Origin of the sequence: Sporosarcina sp. P32b (genome assembly GCF_002743335.1) — a bacterium.
Classification (GTDB): Bacteria; Bacillota; Bacilli; order Bacillales_A; family Planococcaceae; genus Sporosarcina.
In genome coordinates, this window is sequence record NZ_PDZB01000001.1 from 176351 (window position 1) to 197971 (window position 21621).

Genomic DNA, 21621 nt, shown 5'->3' on the forward strand with positions numbered 1-21621 from the left:
GGTTTAGTTGGTTAAGAAAAACAAAGACATGTCAGGGAAACAAAAAGCTGCCCTTCTGCTTATCTCATTGGGTCCTGAAGTCTCAGCCTCAGTCTATAAGCATTTGAATGAAGAGGAGATCGAGCAACTGACGTTGGAGATTTCAGGTGTGAAAAAAGTAGAATCCTCAGTAAAAGAAGAGATTATTGAAGAGTTTCATCATATCGCTCTTGCACAGGATTACATTTCTCAAGGTGGTATTGGCTATGCCAAGACAGTACTTGAAAAAGCACTCGGAAAAGAACATGCCCAAGCAATTATTAACCGTCTGACATCTTCCCTACAAGTGCGACCGTTTGATTTCGCTAGACGTGCAGAACCTTCACAAATACTAAACTTTATCCAAAATGAACACCCACAGACAATTGCATTAATTTTATCTTATTTGGAGGCGGAACAAGCAGGATTAATCCTGTCACAGCTTCCACAAGAAACGCAAGCGGATATTGCAAAACGAATAGCTACAATGGAATCGACTTCTCCTGAAGTAATCAGTGAGATCGAAGCAGTACTTGAACGAAAATTATCATCTACTGTAACTCAAGACTTTACCGAAACAGGCGGCGTAGACGCGGTAGTTGAAGTGTTAAATGGTGTAGATCGTTCGACAGAGAAAACAATTCTCGATGCTCTTGAAATTCAAGATCCTGAGCTTGCTGAAGAAATCCGGAAAAGAATGTTTGTCTTCGAAGATATTATCACATTGGATAACCGATCAATTCAACGCGTCATACGTGATTGTGAAAATGAAGATTTGATTTTAGCGATGAAAGTGTCTAGTGAAGAAGTAAAAGATATACTATTCAAAAACATGTCACAACGTATGGCAGAATCATTCAAAGAAGAAATGGATGTAATGGGACCTGTGCGACTGCGTGACGTGGAGGAAGCACAGTCTCGAATCGTAGGAATCATCCGTAGACTTGAAGATGCGGGAGAAATCATCATAGCGCGTGGTGGAGGAGATGACATCATTGTCTAATCTGTTTCGTTCCGAGCGAACTATAATGAATCAAAGTCCGACAAAAGCGATATCAATACGCAACTTGCAGTCGGTGGAACCAACTGATGAAGCGGAAGAGCCAGTGAGCACAGGCATGATGTTTATGGAGCGCAATCGCTTATTGCAGGAGATAGAGCAACGAAAGAATATTATAGATACTGAAATTCAACAGCGATTGGAACAAGCGGCGGCGGATATCGAATCGATGCATGCGGCTTGGGCAAGTGAAAAAGAAGAACTGCAACAACAAGCATATGACGAAGGGTTTCAAGTCGGATTCGACGATGGACGCAATAAGGCAATCGCGGAAATGAGTGAAATGATAGAGTCTGCGAACGAAATTACTACATTATCTTATGAGAATGCTACGCAATATTTAATAAATCAAGAACGGGTGATTTTAGATATTGGAATGCACTCAGCAGAACGAATAATTAATAAAGTGATAGAAGCAGATGATGAGGCGTATTTATCCATCGTAAGGAAAGGGATTAAGGAAGCACAGGAGAGCAAAGAGATAAAATTATTCGTACCAACTGAACAGTTTAAAATGGTAACGACACATCGCTCTGAGCTAGCTTCAATATTTCCGCCAGAAACTCCATTCCTTATTTTTGTCAATGAAGATTTCAATGCAACAGATTGTTTTATCGAAACGAACCATGGCCGAATCGTAGTGAGTGTAGATGAGCAACTGAATGAACTGAAAGAACAATTGGTGAAAATTATGGAAGATGGTGTGTGAATGTGAAAAAAGCCGAAGATTTAATTCCAATCATTCCAAATATCAACACCTTTAAAAAATATGGTCGGGTAATACGGGTTGTTGGATTGCTAATTGAATCCAAAGGTCCTGAGTCATCGATTGGAGATGTATGTTTTATCCATTTGAACGTTCCTGAAGGAGGACGCTCTCTAATTCAAGCAGAGGTTGTAGGTTTTAGGGAAGAGATTGTCATGCTGATGCCTTACACGGATATACGCAATATATCAAGTGGCTGTCTAGTTGAAACTCTTGGCAAGCCACTTGAAGTAAAAGTAGGCATGAATTTATTAGGACAAGTCCTCGATTCTTTAGGTAAGCCTATTGATTCAAGTGCATTGCCTAAAGGCTTGGCAACTGTTCGTACAGAAAACAGTCCACCGAACGTTTTGACACGACCTACAATTAATGACAAGTTAGCTGTAGGTGTGAAAGCCATCGATGGCATGTTAACGGTAGGTAGCGGTCAACGTGTAGGTATTTTCGCGGGATCCGGTGTCGGCAAGAGTACATTATTAGGGATGATCGCACGCAATACGGAAGCGGATATTAACGTGATTGCCCTAATAGGTGAACGTGGCCGTGAAGTACGTGAATTTATCGACAGAGACTTGGGTCCAGAAGGTCTTAAGAAAACAATTGTAGTAGCGGCCACTTCTGATCAGCCGGCACTTATGCGAATTAAAGGCGCTATGACAGCAACGGCCATTGCAGAATACTTCAGGGATAAAGGACTGAACGTGATGTTGATGATGGATTCAGTCACACGTGTAGCCATGGCACAGCGTGAGATTGGTCTGGCGGTTGGAGAACCACCAGCAACACGGGGATATACTCCTTCTGTTTTCGCTATTTTACCTAAGCTTTTGGAACGTAGCGGAACTAATGAAAAAGGAGCCATTACTGCATTCTATACCGTGCTAGTTGACGGTGACGATATGAATGAGCCTATAGCGGATGCTGTTCGAGGTATTCTAGACGGTCATATAGTCTTGGACCGTACACTTGCCAATAAAGGTCAGTACCCTGCAATCAATATTTTGAAAAGTGTCAGTCGTCTGATGAATCATATTGCAGATCCTGAACATTTGAAGGCAGCCGCGAAATTACGCGAACTGTATTATGCCTACGACAAATCCGAGGATTTAATTAATATTGGTGCATATAAAAAAGGGACGTCTCGTGAAATTGACGAAGCGATTGAATATGAGCCAATCATTACCGATTTTCTAAAACAAAAATTTAATGAGAATATCCAATTGGAAGATACGGTAAATGAAATGATCGCGTTAGCTTCTGGAGGAGGAGAGCGCAGATGACTTCATTCCTTTATCGTTTTGATAAAGTGCTGAATTTACGTGAACAAGAACGTGATGAAACAGAAATGGCTTATAAAGAAGCAATCGAAGAATTTGAAAAGATCGCAACACAATTGTATGACCAGATGAAAAAGAAAGAAAATATCTTGGAAGAACAGCAACAACGAATGACTACAGGTTTTTCCATTGATGATTTGCACAGCTATTCTCGATTCATAAACACACTTGATTTGACGATTGACCATATTCAGCAAGAAGTAATGAAATCCCGAACGAAAATGAATTGGTATGAATCTCAATTATTAGACAAGAATATTGAAGTGAAAAAGTTTGAGAAGATGAAAGAAATTGGAAAAGAACAATATGATGCTGAAATGGAACACGTAGAGACAAATCGAATTGACGAGCTATCGACGATGAAGTTTCGTTCAAGAGAAGACGGGTGGTAAAGTGGCTAAGTTGAAAAAGAAAAGAGTGGTTGGAGAATCAGTGGATAGGCAAAGCAAAAAGTCTATTGGCTTTTTCCAAATATTGCTCGCGTGGATCATCATCCCTCTTATGTTCACAACGGCTGTCGTTCTGATTATAGCCAAAGTAGCTGATGTCAATGTCTTTGATCAGGCGAAGGAGTGGACATCAAAAGTTCCATTCCTTGAACAAAAAGAAACGGATGAAAAGGTCGAGGGAGATCTAATATTGGAGGAACGTGTCATTTCTCTTCAAGCAGAGATTCAAGAAAAAGAAGCGCAGTTATTTGAAGTTCAAGATGAACTCACACAAGTAAAAGATTCGAACGAAACACTTGTAATAGAGAAAGAAAAGCTGAATGAAGAAATCGAGAAATTAAAACTTGCGCAAAGTGAATCTACACGTGATTTCAAAGAAATTGTCACAACGTACGAGCAAATGTCAGCCAAATCCTCAGCTCCTGTCATTACGAAAATGGGAGACGCGGAAGCTGTTCAAATATTATCTAGTCTAAAGCCCGCTACTTTAGCATCTATACTAGAGAAAATGTCCCCTGAAGATGCCGCAAAATATACTTCTATGCTCACGAAGTAGTACAATAGTGTATGAGGGAGGTGAAATAGTGAATTTAGGACTACTAATGAACATTGGTGCACCAAGCATGCCTATGAATTCATCCGCTTCAACAGCGAATGTTGAAGGGAAAGGATTTGGTAGTGTGTTCCAAGATCTTATGTCTGCTACAGCTTTGCCTGTTGCAATCAAGTTAATAGATACGGAACAAGAGTTAACCGAATTACTTGGTGATGTTCTAAACGCTGGCTCTTTGGAAGAGCTAGAAGGATTCCTTAAAGAGTTAGAGCGGCCTGTTAAGTCAACAGCTGTTGCCGGTTTTTTAAAAGATTCAGGAATGCTTCGGGATATTACGGAAAATGATGTAGCTGTTAAAACGTTGCTTTCAGGAATACTAGAAGGAGACCAGCTCCAAAATAAACCAGTAGAGTTAAGTGAAGATGCTGAATTAAGGTTAACGGATCTACCAAACTTGCAGGAGTTCCCTAGTCTGCAACAATTAGCACATCTTATTAGTGAAAAACCTGATAAACTAGTAGAAACGATTACAAACGTCCTAGAAGATGTTGGTATGACCAAAGAACAGCTTGATCAGATGGCAACTACAGGGGATATCTGGTTCATGCTCGATGTACTACAGAAATTACCTACTGAAAAAGTTCAAGCTGCGATTGAGAAAATACTACCTAAAGTAACAGTGGAATTAACGGTATTGCTTAAAGCAATTGAACTAGCGGCACCTAAAATGGATTTATTTACAAAACAGATAGATCTTGTAGAAACGATCAAGCCAATTCTTTCACAATTTGCAGGTCAACTGGAACAAAAGATTGTTCAACCTGAAGTGAAGCAACCTTTACAAATTCCACCGACAATGCAGCATATCGTTCGGTTCATGACAGAACAATCTGCCGCGGATACAAAGCAACAAGATCAACAGTCGAAGCCAAATGAAACTGTAACTCCAGTTTTAGCCGCTACGCAGAATGAAACAAGACCGGTCTTCCAAATGAATGCTACAGAGAAAGTACCGGAGAGCCGAAGTGAGGCATTGATGCGGGAATTCCAAGCAGTACTAAACAGGGCGAATTTCGGTCAAACAAATGGAATGAATCGGATTTCAATTAAATTATATCCAGAACATCTTGGACAAATACGTGTTGAACTTTTGGAAGTGAATGGTGTTATGACTGCAAGGATTTTAGCATCTACTGCGATGGCGCGTGAAATGCTCGACAGCCAAATGCATCAGTTGCGCCAAGCTTTCACACAACAGAACTTACAAGTAGAACGGATCGATTTATCACAAACGCTACAAGATCCTTCAAAGAGTGATCGGGAACAGGCATTTAATAAACAAAATCAGCAACAAAAAGAACAAGCTACCGAACAAAATGAAACACCAGATGAACAGGAACAAACATTCCAAGAATTCATGATTGAACTGGAGGTGTAAATATTGCCAGAAGGAACAAATTCCACAACAACGAAAAATGCAATTACAGATTCGATGTATTTAGTTAATAAGCAACGCGACCAGCGCAAGACTGGACCCGATACGATGGGGAAAGACGCATTTATGAAAATCTTAATTGCTCAGATGGCAAACCAAGATCCAACCAACCCGATGAAGGATACCGAGTTTGTCGCTCAGATGGCACAGTTTTCATCATTGGAACAAACAATGAATCTAGCAAAGGCGTTTGAGAAATTCGCAGATTCACAAAATCAGAGTCAGTTAATTCAGTACAATAGCTTTGTGGGAAAAGAAATACGTTGGCATGAAGTTTCAGATAAAAAAGGTGAAGACGATAAGCCGATTATTAATGAAGGTACTGGTGTTATACAGTCGATCAAGTATATTGACGGTTCGGTCATCTTCACGATGGCGGATGGTAAGGAATTATCACCTGGAAATATTTCTGAAGTAATGGGGAACGGATCTACTTCAGGCTCGGGTGCAGGTGGTCAACCAAATAGTCTAGTTCAGGCGAGTATGCTGATTGGTAAGACGGTAGGCTATATGGAAGGCGAAGACGAACGTACAGGTAAAGTTGTATCAGTTACAAATAAAGAAGGTAGTCTTCATTACGTATTACAAGACGGTACAAAAATCGAAGGTAATCAATTTACAACTATTAGTGAATAATTGAATGGAGCGATGTCATGAACAAGATCGATGCCCATCGCATTCCATCACCGCCACTCATACGCCAAGGACAGATACCAGCACAATCAAAGCAGTCATTTCTTGAACACTTACAGCAAGCAACACAGCCAGAGAAATTAAAGATTAGTAAACATGCTAACGACCGGATGCAAGAACGTGGAATTCAAATGACCGACGTAGAATGGGCGCGTATCTCAGAAAAAGTGGATGAGGCGAAAAGGAAGGGAATTCGTGACTCACTTGTGTTGACTGATCAAGCCGCACTCATAGTCAGTGCGAAAAACTCAACCGTCATCACCGCGATGAACCGCATGGAAGCGAAAGATCAACTGTTTACAAATATTGATGGCACGATATTACTCAGCTAAATTCGGCAGGACCTTAACAGGATGCCAACCGCACCGTCGACTGAATGACGCGGTGCACTCTAAAACCGAGAGGGGAAACTTTATTATGATTCGCTCAATGTACTCAGGGATTTCTGGCCTAAAGAACTTCCAAACGAAACTAGATGTAATTGGTAACAATATTGCTAACGTAAATACGTACGGCTTTAAGAAAGGGCGTACGGTTTTTAAGGATTTGTATTCTCAGACTGTGGCGGGGGCTACTGGACCCGGAGATACGAGAGGTGGAGTGAATCCTAAACAAGTGGGATTAGGTTCGCAAATAGCAGCTATTGATACAATGCACAGTCCGGGTTCTACACAATTCACAGGAAACACTCTAGATTTAGCTATTGAAGGTGACGGTTTTTTTGTAGTTGAGGATGGAAATGGTGAAAAACTATATACTCGTGCAGGAAATTTTTATCTCGATAAAGATGGAAATATTGTGGATGGAGATGGAAGATATCTTTCGGCAGAGGGTGGGGGGCCTATCGAAGTTCCGCTAGAAGCGACATCACTTTCAATAGGGCAAGATGGAATAGTTAAATATGTACTGAATGGTGTTTTAGAGGGTGAAGATGTAGTGGCATTAGCAAAATTCTCAAATCCAGGTGGTTTAACAAAAATAGGTGGCAACTTGTACCAGGAAAGTGCTAACTCAGGAGTTGCAGAAGATGGAACAGGGGCACCATTAGTAGATGGCCGTGGTGCTATCAAATCCGGCTCCCTAGAAATGTCCAACGTAGACCTATCCGAAGAATTCACAGAAATGATCGTTGCACAACGCGGTTTCCAAGCCAATACGCGGATCATTACTACGTCAGATGAGATTTTACAAGAACTAGTAAACTTGAAGCGATAACATAGCATAGTTTGAGAAGGAGGGTCGGGCCGGCCTTGGCCTGGCCCCTTACATATGATTAAAGTGACAAGATTGAATCGTACGACTTTCACGTTAAACGCATTGTACATAGAGAGAGTCGAGTCGTTTCCAGATACGACGATCACGTTGACGACTGGATCAAAGTATGTCGTTCTTGATTCAGCTGAAGAAGTAAATAACCGAATCATTGAATTTTATCAAGCGGTCCAGCTGCTATCCAATCCGCATATCCGGGGTGATGAAGAAGATGAAGAATAAATTATTGACGATTTCACTAATTATTTTAGTGAGTATTACATTAATCGGTGTCGTGGCGGTCGTATTGATATTGAATTTCAATAAAGACAGTGACGGAGAAGAAAAAGCACCTTCAATAGATGAAATAATTGAGTCGTCCGTAGATATGGAAGAAATCACAACGAACTTGTCTGGTCGTAATTTTGTCCGTGTGTCACTGAAAATCCAGACAGATAGTAAAAAGGCAGCAGAAGAATTGACAAAACGTGACTTTCAAGTGAAGAACCTAGCGATTCAAGAACTGTCTGAAATGACAGCGAAAGATCTTGAAGGAAAAGCGGGGAAACAGCAATTTGAAGATACCATAAAAGCAAAGCTGAACGAGCTAATGCAAGATGGTGAAATACAGAAGGTGTATATTGTCTCTTATATCATCCAGTGACGGCTAAAATGATCTACTAGAGATGTATGTGCTATGGGAGGTGGGTCTATGTCGGGAGACGTATTGTCCCAAAATGAAATAGATGCGCTGCTGTCTGCTTTATCGACGGGTGAAATGTCAGCAGAAGAAATGAAGAAGGAAGAAGAAACAAGAAAAGTACGTGTCTATGACTTTAAGCGTGCACTTCGTTTCTCTAAAGACCAAATTCGAAGTTTGACTAGGATCCATGAAAACTTTGCTAGACTACTGACGACGTACTTCTCAGCGCAACTACGTACGTATGTACAAATTAATGTGATGTCGGTAGATCAGATTCCATTTGAAGAGTTCATTAGCTCGATACCCAATATGACATTGATCAATATATTTGATGTATCCCCTCTTGAAGGGAATATTTTGATGGAAGTCAATCCGAATGTTGCCTATTCCATGTTGGAGCGACTCATGGGTGGCTTTGGATCGAGTTCAGGAAAAACGGATAATATGACAGAGATTGAAACGAAGATTTTGACAAATTTGTTTGAACGTTCGTTTGACAGCTTACGGGAAGCTTGGTCAGGGCTAATTGATATAGATCCATATTTAACAGAGATGGAAGTCAATCCTCAGTTTCTTCAAATGATTTCACCTAACGAAACCGTAATCGTTATTTCATTTAATATTATGATTGGTGAATCTAGCGGGATGATCAATATGTGTATCCCTCACGTTGTATTGGAACCAATTATTCCAAACCTCTCTGTGCAGTACTGGATGCAGACAAATAAAAAAGAACCAACCGCTGAGCAAAGCATACAATTGGAAAGACGTATTAAAAATGCAACACTCCCTATAGTTGCTGACCTTGGGAAAGGCGAAATATCTATTGAAGATTTCCTGCATTTGCAGCTTGGGGATGTAATTTCATTGAATACAAGTATTGAGGAGCCTTTAACGATCAGGATAGGAGATAAGCCTAAATTCACAGCACAGCCAGGGAAGTTACGAAATCGTATGGCTGTTCAAATACTGGAAATATTGAATACGGGAGAGGATGACGATGATGAGTGATAATATTCTCTCACAGGAAGAAATTGAAGCGTTGTTACGGGGTGAAACATTAGAACCTGCCCAAGCAGATGAACCTGAACCTGAAACTATCGATATTAGTGATTACTTGACCGAAATGGAGCAAGATGCATTAGGTGAAGTAGGTAATATTTCATTCGGTAGTTCTGCAACTGCCCTTTCCGCTTTACTGGGACAAAAAGTAGAAATCACAACACCCAAACTATCTCTGATCCAACGGGATAACTTGGAGGATGATTTCGTCCATCCGTATGTAGCCATCAAGGTTGAATATACAGAAGGATTAAGTGGTGTCAATCTGTTAGTAATTAAACAAAGTGACGCGGCAATCATTGCAGACTTAATGCTTGGAGGCGACGGAACAGCTCCTAATCAAGAGTTAAGTGAAATCCATTTGAGTGCAGTACAAGAAGCAATGAATCAAATGATGGGGTCTTCAGCGACTTCGATGTCTACCATTTTTAATAAAAAAGTAGATATTTCACCGCCCACTATTGATTTAATGAATATACAAATAGATCAGGGAACCGAAAATATTCCAGCGCATAATTTATTAATCCGCGTGTCATTCAATTTGAAAGTTGGCGAATTGATTGATTCTGATATTATGCAATTGTTCCCACTGGAGTTCGGTAAAAAATTGGTATCTACATTAATGGGAGAAGAAGAAGCGGCCACTATGACAGAAGTACCACCGAGTCCACCGGAACCCCAATATTCGGAACCTGAGCCTGCATATACACCGGATCCTGCGCCAATGCAACAACAGCAACCTGTATATCAAGCACCACCCATGCAACAAACTGCAGTACCACGTCAGACGCAAGCTCCAGTGCATGTCCAGCAAGCAGAGTTTGCGAGTTTCCAAGCGCCTACTTTGAATAAGGAAGAATCAAATAATTTAAATTTACTACTTGATATACCACTTCAAGTAACAGTAGAATTAGGACGTACGAAGCGTTCTGTTAAAGAAATACTCGAAATGTCTGGTGGTTCCATTATTGAACTGGATAAATTGGCAGGGGAGCCTGTCGATATATTAGTCAATAATCGCTATATTGCAAAAGGGGAAGTAGTAGTCATTGACGAAAACTTCGGAGTCCGCATTACGGATATATTAAGTCAAATGGATCGATTAAACAATTTACGATAGAAGAAACTTGGAGGGAATATGAATGGGAAAACGAATTTTAGTAGTAGATGACGCGGCATTTATGCGCATGATGATCAAGGATATCTTAACAAAGAATAATTATGAAGTAGTAGGAGAGGCAGCAGATGGTGCTCAAGCCATTGAAAAATATAATGAATTGAAACCAGACTTGGTTACAATGGATATTACGATGCCTGAAATGGATGGAATTGCAGCATTAAAAGCAATTAAAAGTACGCACCCATCTGCGACCATCATCATGTGTTCTGCAATGGGGCAACAGGCAATGGTAATCGATGCGATCCAAGCAGGAGCAAAGGACTTTATCGTTAAACCATTCCAGGCTGACCGTGTGATTGAAGCAATCGACAAAGCGCTGAGCTAAGAGCAGCATATGAATGTAAAACAAGTAACTCAGTATTTACTACTATTCGTTCTGTGCTTTACTATCACACCATTTGCACATGCAGAAACTGATCCTGATGTCAGCGTATCAGACTGTATTGGAAGAGATAAAGATTGCGAAGAGAAAGCTCCGGTTGCTGAGAATGATAATAAATTAGTGACAAATAATGAATTGGACGAACCTAAAGGACTTACAGCAAAAGATTACATAAGAACTCTTTTTGCTTTTGCATTTGTAATTGGTTTGCTCGTGTGGTTACTACGCTTCATGAACAAACGCAATAGAAATTTCGACTCTAATCGACTTATGACGAATATGGGTGGTGTTCCGTTAGGTCAAAATAAGTCTATTCAACTAGTGAAAATGGGTAACCATTATTTCGTAGTAGGTGTTGGTGAAAATGTACAACTATTAAGAGAAATAGAAGATCCTGATGAAATTGCTGAACTACTTGCACGTTATGACCAAGGCAATGAAGTTCAAAAAGGTATACTTTCACAACTGTATACACGGTTTTTCTCAAAGGCTGAACACTCACCATCAGAAGAAGCCACTTTCAGTCAATTGTTTTCTACCAAAATGGACGAAATCAAAACTGAGCGCAAAGAACAGTTAAAACGTTTAAATCGGAAGGAGAGCGACCGCGATGGTTGATTTTCTGGACACGTTTTCCGACAGTGATCCCACCAATGTCTCTACTTCCATTAAGATGTTGCTATTACTAACGGTATTATCACTTGCACCAGCAATTTTAATCCTAATGACTTCGTTTGCTAGGATTATCATAGTGTTGTCATTTGTACGGACGGCGCTAGCTACACAGCAAATGCCTCCCAACCAAGTGTTGGTTGGATTAGCATTATTTCTGACGTTCTTCATCATGTCACCGGTGTTATCTCAAGTGAATGAAGAAGCATTGACACCATTGTTTGATGAAGAAATCAGTTTGGACGAGGCATACGAGCGGGCCAGTGTGCCATTCAAAGAATTCATGAGTCAACATACTAGGCAGAAAGATTTGGAGTTATTCATGCGGTATAACCAGATGGAGCGACCGGATACAATTGAAGATATTCCGCTTACTATGATGGTGCCAGCGTTTGCACTCAGTGAAATTAAGACTGCATTTCAAATGGGTTTTATGATTTTTATTCCTTTTCTCGTTATTGATATGATCGTTGCTAGTGTGCTAATGTCTATGGGGATGATGATGCTTCCACCCGTTATGATTTCATTACCGTTCAAGATATTATTATTTGTTCTAGTAGACGGTTGGTATCTCATTATCCAGTCATTGCTACAAAGCTTTTAGGGAGGAATTTGAATGACGAGTGAATTTGTTATATCCATTGCAGAACGGTCAGTTTGGGTTATTCTCCTTGCATCAGGACCTCTCCTAATCGTAGCTTTAGTGACAGGACTTGCCGTGAGTATATTTCAGGCAACTACACAAATCCAAGAACAGACATTGGCATTCGTACCAAAAATCGTAGCGGTTATGGTTGCTATCATATTTTTTGGGCCTTGGATGTTATCTTATGTTACCGGCTATGCCAGCGAAATCTTTTCCAATCTCTCCAGGTATGTTGGGTGATTAAATGAATGAACTTATTCCATCCTTACCCGCATTTTTACTTATCCTTACTCGTGTTACCTCATTCTTCGTGACACTGCCATTATTCTCTTACAAGACCATCCCTGCTACGCAACGGCTACTATTCGGGGCAATATTGGCATGGATGATGTCTTACTCTATTACGATGCCAGAAATTGAGATCGATGGTCAATACATATTACTTGTACTTAAAGAAGCGGTAGTCGGCTTATCAATCGGCATTGCCGCTTTTATTATTATGTCGGCTATTCAAGTGGCTGGTGGATTTATTGACTTTCAAATGGGCTTTGCCATTGCGAACGTCATTGATCCTCAAACGGGCGCGCAGTCACCATTGCTTGGACAATTTCTTAATTCGCTAGCGATGTTATTATTATTAGTTGTAAATGGCCATCATTTGCTTTTGGATGGGATATTTTATAGCTATGAATTTGTACCCATCACGGCTATGTGGCCACCTTTTGGTAGTCCTAATATGGCAGAATTTATCGTCTTGACCTTCGCCAAATCCTTTGCGATTGCGTTTCAAATGGCGATTCCAGTCGTAGCTACGTTATTCCTGGTCGATTTGGCACTCGGTATAACCGCTCGTGCTGTGCCACAACTGAATATTTTTGTAGTTGGATTTCCAATTAAAATTGGCGTTAGTTTCTTGGTAATCGTGACAATGTCTAGTGTCTTCATAGTCGTAATGAAGAAAATGTTTGAAATTATGATTGTAACGATGAGAAATCTGATGATACTGCTTGGAGGTGGCTAACTTGTTACTAAGGCTGAATTTACAATTTTTTGCCGGTGAGAAGACGGAAAAAGCTACCCCGAAAAAGCGGGAAGATTCCAGAAAGAAAGGGCAAGTACTAAAGAGTCAAGACGTAACAGCTGCAATTGTACTGTTCTCTATTTTTACATTTATGTTCTTTTCCGCAGGTTTTATGAGGGATAATTTCTTCGTGTTTTTCCGAGAATCCTTTACTCATCTTATTCCTATCAAGTCGCTGGATGAAGAACAAGTCATGTTAGTATACATAAGCGTTATTAAACAAATGGCAATCATATTATTGCCGATAATGTTGATCGCAGTTATTGCGAGTATTGCAGCGAACCTGCTACAGTTTGGTCTCTTATTTACTGCAGAGACGTTAAAGTTTGATTTAAAGAAAATAGATCCAATTAAAGGATTAAAGCGAATTTTTTCTATTCGTGCAATTGTAGAGTTATTAAAATCCATATTAAAAATTTCGTTTATTGGAACCGTTACAACACTTATTGTATGGAGTAATCTAGGACAAGTGCTCGACTTGGCATTTAAAACACCGCAAGTCACACTCGTGACTGTTGCAAAATTAGTCGGAATGATGGGGATTATCGCGTCACTAGTATTATTATTCATTTCCATCTTGGATTTTCTTTATCAGAAATTTGACTATGAAAAAAATCTAAAAATGTCTAAACAAGATATTAAAGATGAAAGTAAAAATATGGATGGGGATCCGCTGATCAAGTCCCGCATTAGACAGCGTCAGCGTGAAATGGCAATGCGCCGGATGATGCAGGAGATACCTGAAGCAGATGTTGTGATTACCAATCCTACTCACTTTGCCATTGCGTTAAAGTATGATGAAGATCAGATGGATTCACCAATTGTCGTTGGAAAAGGTGCAGATTTTGTCGCACAAAAAATTAAAATGATTGCGGCTGAACACGACATTGTGATGGTAGAAAATCGACCTTTAGCACGTGCTATGTATGACGAAGTAGAAATTGGTGATCGAATACCTGAGCAGTTCTTTAAAGCAATTGCAGAAATTCTAGCCTATGTATATCGCATTCAAAAGAAAATATAAGTTAAATAAGAAAGTAGGGGTGGCATGCAGTTTAAAGATATAGGAGTACTCGCGGCGGTTATTATGATCATAGCGATGCTTGTCATCCCGTTACCACCTTGGTTATTAAGTTTCTTGATTATTATTAATATTACACTTGGGTTAATGGTTTTACTGACTGCGATGAATATGCAGGAAGCATTGCAATTCTCTATCTTTCCATCGTTATTATTATTACTCACATTATTCCGTCTAGGTCTTAACGTTTCTACAACACGTGCGATTCTTTCAGAAGGTAATGCAGGTGGAGTAGTTGATACATTTGGTACATTCGTTACTGGTGGAAATATTATTGTGGGACTCGTAGTTTTTGTTATTTTGATCATCATTCAGTTTATTGTAATAACGAAAGGCTCGGAGCGTGTTTCCGAAGTTGCTGCACGTTTTACTCTCGATGCTATGCCAGGTAAGCAAATGAGTATTGATGCCGACTTAAACGCAGGTATGATTTCAGATGTAGAAGCCCGAACACGTCGTGAAAAAGTAAGTAACGAAGCTGATTTCTATGGTGCAATGGATGGTGCGACCAAATTCGTTAAAGGGGATGCTATTGCCGGGATCATTATTGTTATGATCAACTTATTGGTTGGCATGATTATTGGTGTCGTGCAGATGGGATTGCCGTTTGCGGAAGCAGCACTTCAATTTTCTACACTTACTGTCGGGGATGGTATTGTTTCACAAATACCAGCACTTCTAATTTCCACGGCAACAGGTATCGTAGTTACACGAGCTGCATCAGAAGGAAACTTAGGGACAGACATTACGAATCAATTACTAGGTCAGCCTAAATTACTTTATGTAGCATCCATTACAATTTTTTTACTGGGCCTTGCCACACCGATTAATGACATATTAACCATTCCGATAGCGGGTGCACTGGCAATTGGTGCGTTTATGATGTCACGTAAAGAAGATGAAGATCCAGATGAATTATTAGAGATGGAAGAAAATGTAGAGGCTGAAGGGTTAAAACGGCCAGAAAATGTCGTTGACCTCTTGAATGTGGATCCAATTGAGTTTGAATTCGGCTATGGCCTTATCCCACTTGTAGATGCAACGCAGGGAGGGGATTTACTGGATCGAGTCGTTATGATTCGTCGGCAGTTAGCGATAGAACTTGGACTCGTCATTCCAGTTGTTCGTATCCGTGACAATATTCAATTACAACCAAATGAGTATCGAATCAAAATTAAGGGAAATGAAATGGCTAGGGGAGAACTTTTGCTAGACCACTATCTAGCTATGAGTCCCGGCGGCGAAGATTTAATAGAAGGAATAGATACTGTAGAACCTTCGTTTGGGTTGCCGGCGAAATGGATTACAGAGGAAACGAAAGAAGAAGCAGAAATCATGGGTTACACAGTAGTGGATCCACCAAGTGTTGTATCTACACACTTGACTGAAGTTATTCGTGCAAATGCTTCCGATTTACTTGGACGTCAGGAAACCAAGCAACTAGTAGATCACGTACATGAAACATATCCAATTTTGGTCGATGAACTTACGCCGACTCCATTGTCAATAGGCGAAATACAAAAAGTGCTTGCTAAATTATTGAATGAACAAGTTTCGGTTCGCAATTTACCCATCATTTTTGAGACGCTTGCAGATTACTCCAAGTACACGTCCGATGTAGATGTACTAACAGAATACGCCAGACAATCACTGGCACGTCAGATTACTGGTCAATTTGTTGTAGGTAATGGCGCGTTAAAAGTACTAACAGTCTCTGGTAAAGTAGAGAAACTCATTGCAGATAGTATCCAACAAACTGAACAAGGGAATTTTCTTTCCATTGATCCATCACAATCTCAAACAATCTTGGAACGAATTGCGCAAGAAGTCGAACGGGTAGCTATGCTTGACCAATCACCTGTAATTTTATGTTCACCTGCCATTCGTATGTACTTACGTCAAATAACGGAGCGGTATTTCCCACAGATACCTATACTGTCTTATAATGAATTGGAAGCATCAGTGGAAGTCCAAAGTGTAGGGGTGGTGGATATTTAATGAAAATGAAAAAGTATACAGCATCTACTATGGTTGAAGCTATGAGGAAAGTCCGTGAAGATTTTGGAGAAGACGCTGTCATCCTTAGTTCAAATGTCACAAAAACAAAAGGGTTTCTTGGTCTCTTTCGTAAACGTTCAGTAGAAGTTGTCGCAAGCTATGATAAAACGAATGCTGGGCGTACATATGAATCACAAGTTCGTTCTGTGCAACCGCCTGTTGCGGAACCAGAGTCTGTTGAACGTATGCAACGAGAAATGCGAGAGATCAAGCAAATGCTGAAAGATATACAGCAAGTGGATCATACATTTGAAAAATATCCTGATGAACTACTACCCATATTGAAGAAGTTACAGACGCAAGGTCTGGCAAACGAATATATCATGGAAATCGGCAATCTAGTTTACAGTCGAATGAAGCAAGATAAAATCGATTTTACTGAAGAACAGCAAATGGAATTGATTAGAGCATGGTTTAGTGATCGTCTTGGCGACATACCTTTTGGTGGAATTTCTTATCAGAAAAAGTTTATTAATGTACTTGGTCCGACTGGTGTGGGGAAAACAACGACCATTGCGAAAATCGCTGCACGTGCATTGTTGGAAGAAAAAAAGAAAGTCGGTTTTATTACGACTGATACGTATCGAATTGCGGCCATTGAACAATTGCGTACATACGCCAATTTGCTTCAGGCGCCAGTTGAAATTGCTTATAACGAAGAAGATTTTCGTATAGCGATCGAAAAGTTGAAAGATCTCGATCTCATATTTATCGATACAGCAGGACGGAATTATAAAGAAGCAAAATTTGTCGATGATTTATCAAAGCTCATTGACTTTTCATTAGATATGGAAACATTTCTTGTGTTATCTACGACGTCAAAAGAACAGGATATGGATACGATCATCAGACAATTTGATCAGTTTCCAATTAAAAAATTTATATTTACCAAAACAGATGAAACCAATTCGGTTGGGTCAATTATTAATTTAATGCTGAAATACGGAATAGGCGTATCCTACATCACCGATGGGCAAGAGGTACCGGAAGATTTAACAGAAGCCAGTTTGGAAAAGATAGTAGATCTTCTATTAGTAGGTGATTCACGTGCATGATCAGGCTGAAGCACTGCGACTAAAAATGATGAATAGTCAAAGACAAGTAGCTCGCTCAATTGCTGTCATCAGTGGTAAAGGTGGAGTAGGTAAATCGAACTTCACTGCTAATTTCTCATACGCACTTGTAGCGAAAGGAAAGAAAGTATTAATTGTCGATATGGATATTGGGATGGGAAATATTCATATATTATTTGGGGCTACACCCACGTATCATCTAAAAGATTATTTGACTGACCAACAACAGTTACAGAAAGTCGTAACTCCCATCGAAGAAAATCTTGCGTTTATTGCAGGTGGTTCTGGACTGGAAAATGTAGTGGAGTGGTCGGGACAAATGTTTGACCGATTGATTGAAGCGTTTTCTGTATTGCAGACGGAATATGATGTCATTTTATTCGATATGGGTGCAGGAGCGACGAAGAGTTCAATTGATTTGATCTTAGCGATGGACGAGGTTATTTTAATTGCGACACCAGAGCCTACCTCTATTACGGACGCGTATTCAATGATCAAGTTCATTTGTCTGCAAGATACGAATAAAACGATTCACATAGTCAGTAACCGTGTTCTTAAAGAGCAAGATGGGCGTGATTCTGTCGCACGTCTTCAGTTAGCGATTAGAAAGTTTTTATCCATGGAAACGAGCATTTTAGGTTTTTTGCCAGACGATATTCATGTGCGGAATGCGGTCATAGCACAGGTTCCTTTCGTCAAATTATATCCCAATGCAAAAGTTAGTAAGCGAATGATGGCGATAACTGATACATTTTTACACAATAATAAACCAAGTACTACTATTGAAAGCTCTGGATTCATAGACAAAATCAAAGGCGTTTTTCTGAAGGGGCGTGTGTAATTTGATTACCGCAAAGAAAAAACGAATTCTCGTAGTAGACGACTCAGCTTTTATGCGGAAGCTAATCTCGGATATGTTAAATAAACACCCCATGATGGAAGTCATCGGCATCGCTAGAAATGGTAAAGATGCAGTAGAAAAAGTGCGCGATCTTCAGCCAGATGTTCTTACAATGGACATTGAAATGCCTGTGATGAATGGACTGGAAGCTTTAAAGTTCATTATGGATCAAATGCCAGTCCCTGTAGTGATTTTATCGAGTACGACAAAACATAATACAGAGAATGCAGTTCTGGCAATAGAATACGGAGCTGTCGACGTGATAGCAAAGCCTGGTGGTGCGATTTCATTGAATCTTCATGAAATCGAAAAAGAAATTGTTGAGAAAGTGTTTGCTGCATCAAATGTAGTAATTCAAACACTTACGCGTCAAATAACAATGACACAAAAACGTTATACAACAACAACGAGCAACCAAAACCAAGCGAATGAAAGCAGAAGTGCTTCGATATTTCCAATACAAACAGTAAGCATACCTAAAAAAAAGACACTTATTGCTAAAAAGTTTGTTATAATAGGTACATCGACTGGTGGACCAAGGGCCTTGCAAGAAGTTATTACTAGGTTTCCGGCGGAATTCCAATACCCGATTCTAATTGTCCAACATATGCCACCTGGATTCACCAAATCATTAGCAGAACGACTGAATGGTTTGAGTGAAATAGTCGTCAAAGAGGCTGAACATGGAGAGCTAATTGAAAATGGAACGGCTTATATTGCGCCAGGCGGCTTGCATCTGAAGTTTGAGAAATCGAGAACAGGCTATCAAATTGTATTGGATGGAGACGAGGCACCTCGTTCTGGACATCGCCCGGCAGTAAACGTGTTGTTAGAATCAGCGGCAACACATAAAGAACTAGAATATGTAACGGCAATCATGACAGGTATGGGGTATGACGGTAAAGAAGGCATGGAACTATTGCGTACTTCATGTAAAACGATTACTATAGCGGAATCTAAAAATACGTCCGTTGTATATGGAATGCCCAAAGCTATAATTGATGCAGGCCTCAGCGACGAAATTAAAGATGTACAACAAATCGCAAATGCGATAATAGGAAATTTGAAGTAACTAGGGGGCTTTACAATGGATGTAAGTCAATATTTGGATATGTTCATCGAAGAAAGTAAAGAACACTTGCAAGCTTGTAGTGAACAGTTGCTAGCGTTAGAGAATAATCCTGATGACCTGGCCATTGTCAATGAAGTATTTAGGGCTGCACATACCCTTAAAGGAATGTCAGCGACAATGGGATATGAAGATATTGCAGATTTAACACATAAAATGGAGAACGTCCTTGATGCAATTCGAAACTCAAAAATCAGTGTTACAACAGAAATATTAGACGTAGTATTTGAAGCAGTGGATGATCTTGAATTAATGGTACAAGATATCGAATCAGGTGGTAACGGAAAGAAAGACGTCAGCAAGTTAGTGGACACTCTTAATCGAATAGAAGCCGGACAACCACTTGATTTAGTAACTGAGCCTGCAGCGACAACTGAGGAACCTTTCATTGAAGTCGTAACTTCGACGGGAATTCATTATGATGAGTTTGAATTGACGGTTATTTCCCAATCTGCTGAACAAGGCTTTAATGCTTTAGAAATCACAGTTACATTACGTGAGGATTGCTTGTTAAAAGTAGCTCGCGTATTTATGACGTTTGAGATTTTGGAAAAGTCAGGCGAAGTCATAAAAACCGTTCCTACAGTAGAACAATTAGAAAATGAAGATTTCGATCAAAAGTTTACGATTGTTCTATTGACTCAAGAAGACGCCGAAGATCTAAAGGCAAAAGTCCTAAAAGTTTCTGAAATAGAAGATGTACATATTACATACATTACGGATGAATACGTGCAAAAGTATAAACAAGCTGCATTGAATACAAAAGATCCAGAACCGGAAGTCGTGGAAACGATAATCGTACCTGTTGCGGAAGTTGCGACAACTAAAGAAGTACCTAAGGAAGCTGTAAAAACAAAAAAGGCCACATCTTCCAATTCTAATAAAACCATTCGAGTGAATATTGACCGACTAGATATTTTAATGAACTTATTTGAAGAACTTGTCATTGATCGTGGACGCCTTCAATCTATTGCCAGTGAATTGCATAACCCTGAATTGAATGAATCCGTTGAAAGAATGACACGGGTATCAGGAGATTTACAAAACATCATTTTGAACATGCGAATGGTACCTGTAGAAACAGTCTTCAATAGATTCCCAAAAATGGTTCGGCAATTGGCGCGTGATCTGAATAAGAAAATTGATTTGGAGATTGTCGGCGCTGAAACAGAGTTGGACCGAACCGTAATTGACGAAATAGGAGATCCCCTCGTGCATTTGATTCGAAATGCTTTAGATCACGGTATCGAAATGCCGGAGGAGCGCATTGCGAATGGCAAGCCAGAGATTGGAACTGTAACATTGCGCGCCTATCATTCAGGTAACCATGTATTTATCGAGCTAGAAGATGATGGAGCGGGTGTGAACCGCGAACGCGTAGTGGGTAAAGCAATTGAAAGGGGAATTATCAGTCCTGAAGCTGCCGATTCTTTGACGAATAAACAAGTAGCGGAATTGATATTAGCCTCAGGATTTTCAACTGCGGCTTCTATTACCGACGTATCAGGTCGTGGTGTGGGTCTGGATGTTGTGAAAAACACAATCGAATCTCTTGGCGGACATATTTCGATTGATTCTACTGAAGGAAAGGGTTCGTTATTCCAGGTTCAGTTACCTCTTACTCTTTCTATTATTTCGGTTATGTTAGTAGAGTTGGATAAAGAAATTTATGCAATCCCATTGTCGTCTATAATCGAAACTGCCATTATTCAAAAGTCTGATATTTTAAATGCGCATAATCAGCCAGTAATCGATTTCCGTGGAACAATTGTGCCGTTGGTGGACTTAAAAGATATATTCGAAATGAAAAATAGAAGCAATGAAGAAGATGAGTTTCAATCGATCGTCATCGTTCGTAAAGGTGAAAGTTTAGCTGGGTTAGTCGTAGATTCATTTATTGGTCAACAGGAAATCGTGCTGAAATCACTCGGCGAATACTTGCAGAATGTCTTTGCGATTTCAGGCGCGACAATTTTAGGAAACGGTCAAGTTGCATTAATTGTTGACTGTAATGCATTGATTAAATAATCG

24 protein-coding genes are annotated in these 21621 nt (G+C 39.9%); all 24 read left to right on the forward strand.

Annotated elements, in window-relative coordinates:
* Positions 1-7 precede the first annotated feature (7 nt).
* The 24 genes from fliG to CSV64_RS00970 all read left to right on the forward strand — a co-directional run bounded on the left by fliG (position 8) and on the right by CSV64_RS00970 (position 21618).
* Positions 8-1021 (forward strand): flagellar motor switch protein FliG, encoded by a 1014-nt coding sequence (gene fliG, locus CSV64_RS00855; protein WP_099633166.1) that lies wholly within the window; start codon positions 8-10, stop codon positions 1019-1021.
* Complete coding sequence (fliH, locus tag CSV64_RS00860) at positions 1014-1787, forward strand: flagellar assembly protein FliH (protein WP_158232990.1); 774 nt, start codon at positions 1014-1016, stop codon at positions 1785-1787. The genes fliG and fliH overlap by 8 nt, the downstream gene beginning before the upstream one ends.
* 2 nt (positions 1788-1789) lie before the next feature.
* Positions 1790-3124 (forward strand): flagellar protein export ATPase FliI, encoded by a 1335-nt coding sequence (gene fliI / locus CSV64_RS00865; RefSeq protein ID WP_369823475.1) that lies wholly within the window; start codon positions 1790-1792, stop codon positions 3122-3124.
* Positions 3121-3573: a flagellar export protein FliJ gene (gene fliJ / locus CSV64_RS00870; protein WP_099633169.1), complete on the forward strand. Its 453-nt coding sequence runs from the start codon at positions 3121-3123 to the stop codon at positions 3571-3573. Before fliI ends, fliJ begins: the two co-directional genes overlap by 4 nt.
* A 1-nt stretch (position 3574) precedes the next feature.
* The gene (locus CSV64_RS00875) at positions 3575-4186 is read left to right on the forward strand and encodes a MotE family protein (RefSeq protein ID WP_099633170.1); all 612 of its coding nucleotides are present in this window, start codon (positions 3575-3577) and stop codon (positions 4184-4186) included.
* A 28-nt stretch (positions 4187-4214) separates the two neighbouring features.
* Positions 4215-5621 carry a flagellar hook-length control protein FliK gene (locus tag CSV64_RS00880; protein ID WP_158232991.1) on the forward strand — a complete coding sequence of 469 codons (1407 nt, stop codon included), beginning with the start codon at positions 4215-4217 and terminating at the stop codon, positions 5619-5621.
* Positions 5622-5624: 3 nt separating this feature from the next.
* Positions 5625-6314 carry a flagellar hook assembly protein FlgD gene (gene flgD / locus CSV64_RS00885; RefSeq protein WP_233190378.1) on the forward strand — a complete coding sequence of 230 codons (690 nt, stop codon included), beginning with the start codon at positions 5625-5627 and terminating at the stop codon, positions 6312-6314.
* Positions 6315-6331: 17 nt separating this feature from the next.
* Positions 6332-6703, forward strand: coding sequence for a TIGR02530 family flagellar biosynthesis protein (locus CSV64_RS00890; protein WP_099633172.1), 372 nt, complete (start codon positions 6332-6334; stop codon positions 6701-6703).
* An 85-nt stretch (positions 6704-6788) separates the two neighbouring features.
* Positions 6789-7586 carry a flagellar basal body rod protein FlgG gene (flgG, locus tag CSV64_RS00895; RefSeq protein ID WP_099633173.1) on the forward strand — a complete coding sequence of 266 codons (798 nt, stop codon included), beginning with the start codon at positions 6789-6791 and terminating at the stop codon, positions 7584-7586.
* Positions 7587-7640: 54 nt separating this feature from the next.
* The gene (locus CSV64_RS00900) at positions 7641-7865 is read left to right on the forward strand and encodes a flagellar FlbD family protein (protein WP_099633174.1); all 225 of its coding nucleotides are present in this window, start codon (positions 7641-7643) and stop codon (positions 7863-7865) included.
* Positions 7855-8286 carry a flagellar basal body-associated protein FliL gene (gene fliL / locus CSV64_RS00905; RefSeq protein WP_099633175.1) on the forward strand — a complete coding sequence of 144 codons (432 nt, stop codon included), beginning with the start codon at positions 7855-7857 and terminating at the stop codon, positions 8284-8286. Before CSV64_RS00900 ends, fliL begins: the two co-directional genes overlap by 11 nt.
* A gap of 48 nt (positions 8287-8334) precedes the next feature.
* Positions 8335-9336, forward strand: coding sequence for a flagellar motor switch protein FliM (gene fliM, locus CSV64_RS00910; RefSeq protein ID WP_099633176.1), 1002 nt, complete (start codon positions 8335-8337; stop codon positions 9334-9336).
* The gene (fliY, locus tag CSV64_RS00915; protein ID WP_099633318.1) at positions 9329-10507 is read left to right on the forward strand and encodes a flagellar motor switch phosphatase FliY; all 1179 of its coding nucleotides are present in this window, start codon (positions 9329-9331) and stop codon (positions 10505-10507) included. Before fliM ends, fliY begins: the two co-directional genes overlap by 8 nt.
* A gap of 22 nt (positions 10508-10529) precedes the next feature.
* Complete coding sequence (locus tag CSV64_RS00920) at positions 10530-10892, forward strand: response regulator (protein ID WP_085133244.1); 363 nt, start codon at positions 10530-10532, stop codon at positions 10890-10892.
* A gap of 9 nt (positions 10893-10901) precedes the next feature.
* Complete coding sequence (locus CSV64_RS00925) at positions 10902-11567, forward strand: flagellar biosynthetic protein FliO (RefSeq protein ID WP_099633177.1); 666 nt, start codon at positions 10902-10904, stop codon at positions 11565-11567.
* Positions 11560-12225 carry a flagellar type III secretion system pore protein FliP gene (fliP, locus tag CSV64_RS00930; RefSeq protein ID WP_029053195.1) on the forward strand — a complete coding sequence of 222 codons (666 nt, stop codon included), beginning with the start codon at positions 11560-11562 and terminating at the stop codon, positions 12223-12225. The genes CSV64_RS00925 and fliP overlap by 8 nt, the downstream gene beginning before the upstream one ends.
* Before the next feature lie 12 nt (positions 12226-12237).
* Positions 12238-12507 (forward strand): flagellar biosynthesis protein FliQ, encoded by a 270-nt coding sequence (gene fliQ, locus CSV64_RS00935; protein WP_099633178.1) that lies wholly within the window; start codon positions 12238-12240, stop codon positions 12505-12507.
* A gap of 4 nt (positions 12508-12511) precedes the next feature.
* Entirely contained in the window at positions 12512-13288 is a 777-nt protein-coding gene (fliR, locus tag CSV64_RS00940) for a flagellar biosynthetic protein FliR (protein ID WP_099633179.1), read from the forward strand.
* Complete coding sequence (gene flhB, locus CSV64_RS00945) at positions 13281-14372, forward strand: flagellar biosynthesis protein FlhB (protein WP_099633180.1); 1092 nt, start codon at positions 13281-13283, stop codon at positions 14370-14372. The genes fliR and flhB overlap by 8 nt, the downstream gene beginning before the upstream one ends.
* Positions 14373-14396: 24 nt before the next feature.
* Entirely contained in the window at positions 14397-16427 is a 2031-nt protein-coding gene (flhA, locus tag CSV64_RS00950; RefSeq protein WP_099633181.1) for a flagellar biosynthesis protein FlhA, read from the forward strand.
* Complete coding sequence (flhF, locus tag CSV64_RS00955; RefSeq protein ID WP_099633182.1) at positions 16427-17542, forward strand: flagellar biosynthesis GTPase FlhF; 1116 nt, start codon at positions 16427-16429, stop codon at positions 17540-17542. Before flhA ends, flhF begins: the two co-directional genes overlap by 1 nt.
* Positions 17535-18401 carry a MinD/ParA family protein gene (locus CSV64_RS00960; RefSeq protein ID WP_099633183.1) on the forward strand — a complete coding sequence of 289 codons (867 nt, stop codon included), beginning with the start codon at positions 17535-17537 and terminating at the stop codon, positions 18399-18401. The genes flhF and CSV64_RS00960 overlap by 8 nt, the downstream gene beginning before the upstream one ends.
* A 52-nt stretch (positions 18402-18453) precedes the next feature.
* Entirely contained in the window at positions 18454-19533 is a 1080-nt protein-coding gene (locus CSV64_RS00965) for a protein-glutamate methylesterase/protein-glutamine glutaminase (RefSeq protein ID WP_369823477.1), read from the forward strand.
* 15 nt (positions 19534-19548) lie between these two features.
* Positions 19549-21618, forward strand: a complete 2070-nt coding sequence (locus tag CSV64_RS00970; RefSeq protein ID WP_099633185.1) for a chemotaxis protein CheA — start codon at positions 19549-19551, stop codon at positions 21616-21618.
* Positions 21619-21621 lie beyond the last annotated feature (3 nt).

What these genes read in the sequence shown, in the direction of transcription:
- fliJ (WP_099633169.1), top strand. Translation starts at nt 3,121, where the DNA reads ATGACTTCATTCCTTTATCGTTTTGATAAAGTGCTGAATTTACGTGAA.
- CSV64_RS00890 (WP_099633172.1), top strand. Translation starts at nt 6,332, where the DNA reads ATGAACAAGATCGATGCCCATCGCATTCCATCACCGCCACTCATACGC.
- flgG (WP_099633173.1), top strand. Translation starts at nt 6,789, where the DNA reads ATGATTCGCTCAATGTACTCAGGGATTTCTGGCCTAAAGAACTTCCAA.
- CSV64_RS00900 (WP_099633174.1), top strand. Translation starts at nt 7,641, where the DNA reads ATGATTAAAGTGACAAGATTGAATCGTACGACTTTCACGTTAAACGCA.
- fliL (WP_099633175.1), top strand. Translation starts at nt 7,855, where the DNA reads ATGAAGAATAAATTATTGACGATTTCACTAATTATTTTAGTGAGTATT.
- fliM (WP_099633176.1), top strand. Translation starts at nt 8,335, where the DNA reads ATGTCGGGAGACGTATTGTCCCAAAATGAAATAGATGCGCTGCTGTCT.
- fliY (WP_099633318.1), top strand. Translation starts at nt 9,329, where the DNA reads ATGAGTGATAATATTCTCTCACAGGAAGAAATTGAAGCGTTGTTACGG.
- CSV64_RS00920 (WP_085133244.1), top strand. Translation starts at nt 10,530, where the DNA reads ATGGGAAAACGAATTTTAGTAGTAGATGACGCGGCATTTATGCGCATG.
- CSV64_RS00925 (WP_099633177.1), top strand. Translation starts at nt 10,902, where the DNA reads ATGAATGTAAAACAAGTAACTCAGTATTTACTACTATTCGTTCTGTGC.
- fliP (WP_029053195.1), top strand. Translation starts at nt 11,560, where the DNA reads ATGGTTGATTTTCTGGACACGTTTTCCGACAGTGATCCCACCAATGTC.
- fliQ (WP_099633178.1), top strand. Translation starts at nt 12,238, where the DNA reads ATGACGAGTGAATTTGTTATATCCATTGCAGAACGGTCAGTTTGGGTT.
- fliR (WP_099633179.1), top strand. Translation starts at nt 12,512, where the DNA reads ATGAATGAACTTATTCCATCCTTACCCGCATTTTTACTTATCCTTACT.
- flhA (WP_099633181.1), top strand. Translation starts at nt 14,397, where the DNA reads ATGCAGTTTAAAGATATAGGAGTACTCGCGGCGGTTATTATGATCATA.
- flhF (WP_099633182.1), top strand. Translation starts at nt 16,427, where the DNA reads ATGAAAATGAAAAAGTATACAGCATCTACTATGGTTGAAGCTATGAGG.
- CSV64_RS00965 (WP_369823477.1), top strand. Translation starts at nt 18,454, where the DNA reads ATGCGGAAGCTAATCTCGGATATGTTAAATAAACACCCCATGATGGAA.
- CSV64_RS00970 (WP_099633185.1), top strand. Translation starts at nt 19,549, where the DNA reads ATGGATGTAAGTCAATATTTGGATATGTTCATCGAAGAAAGTAAAGAA.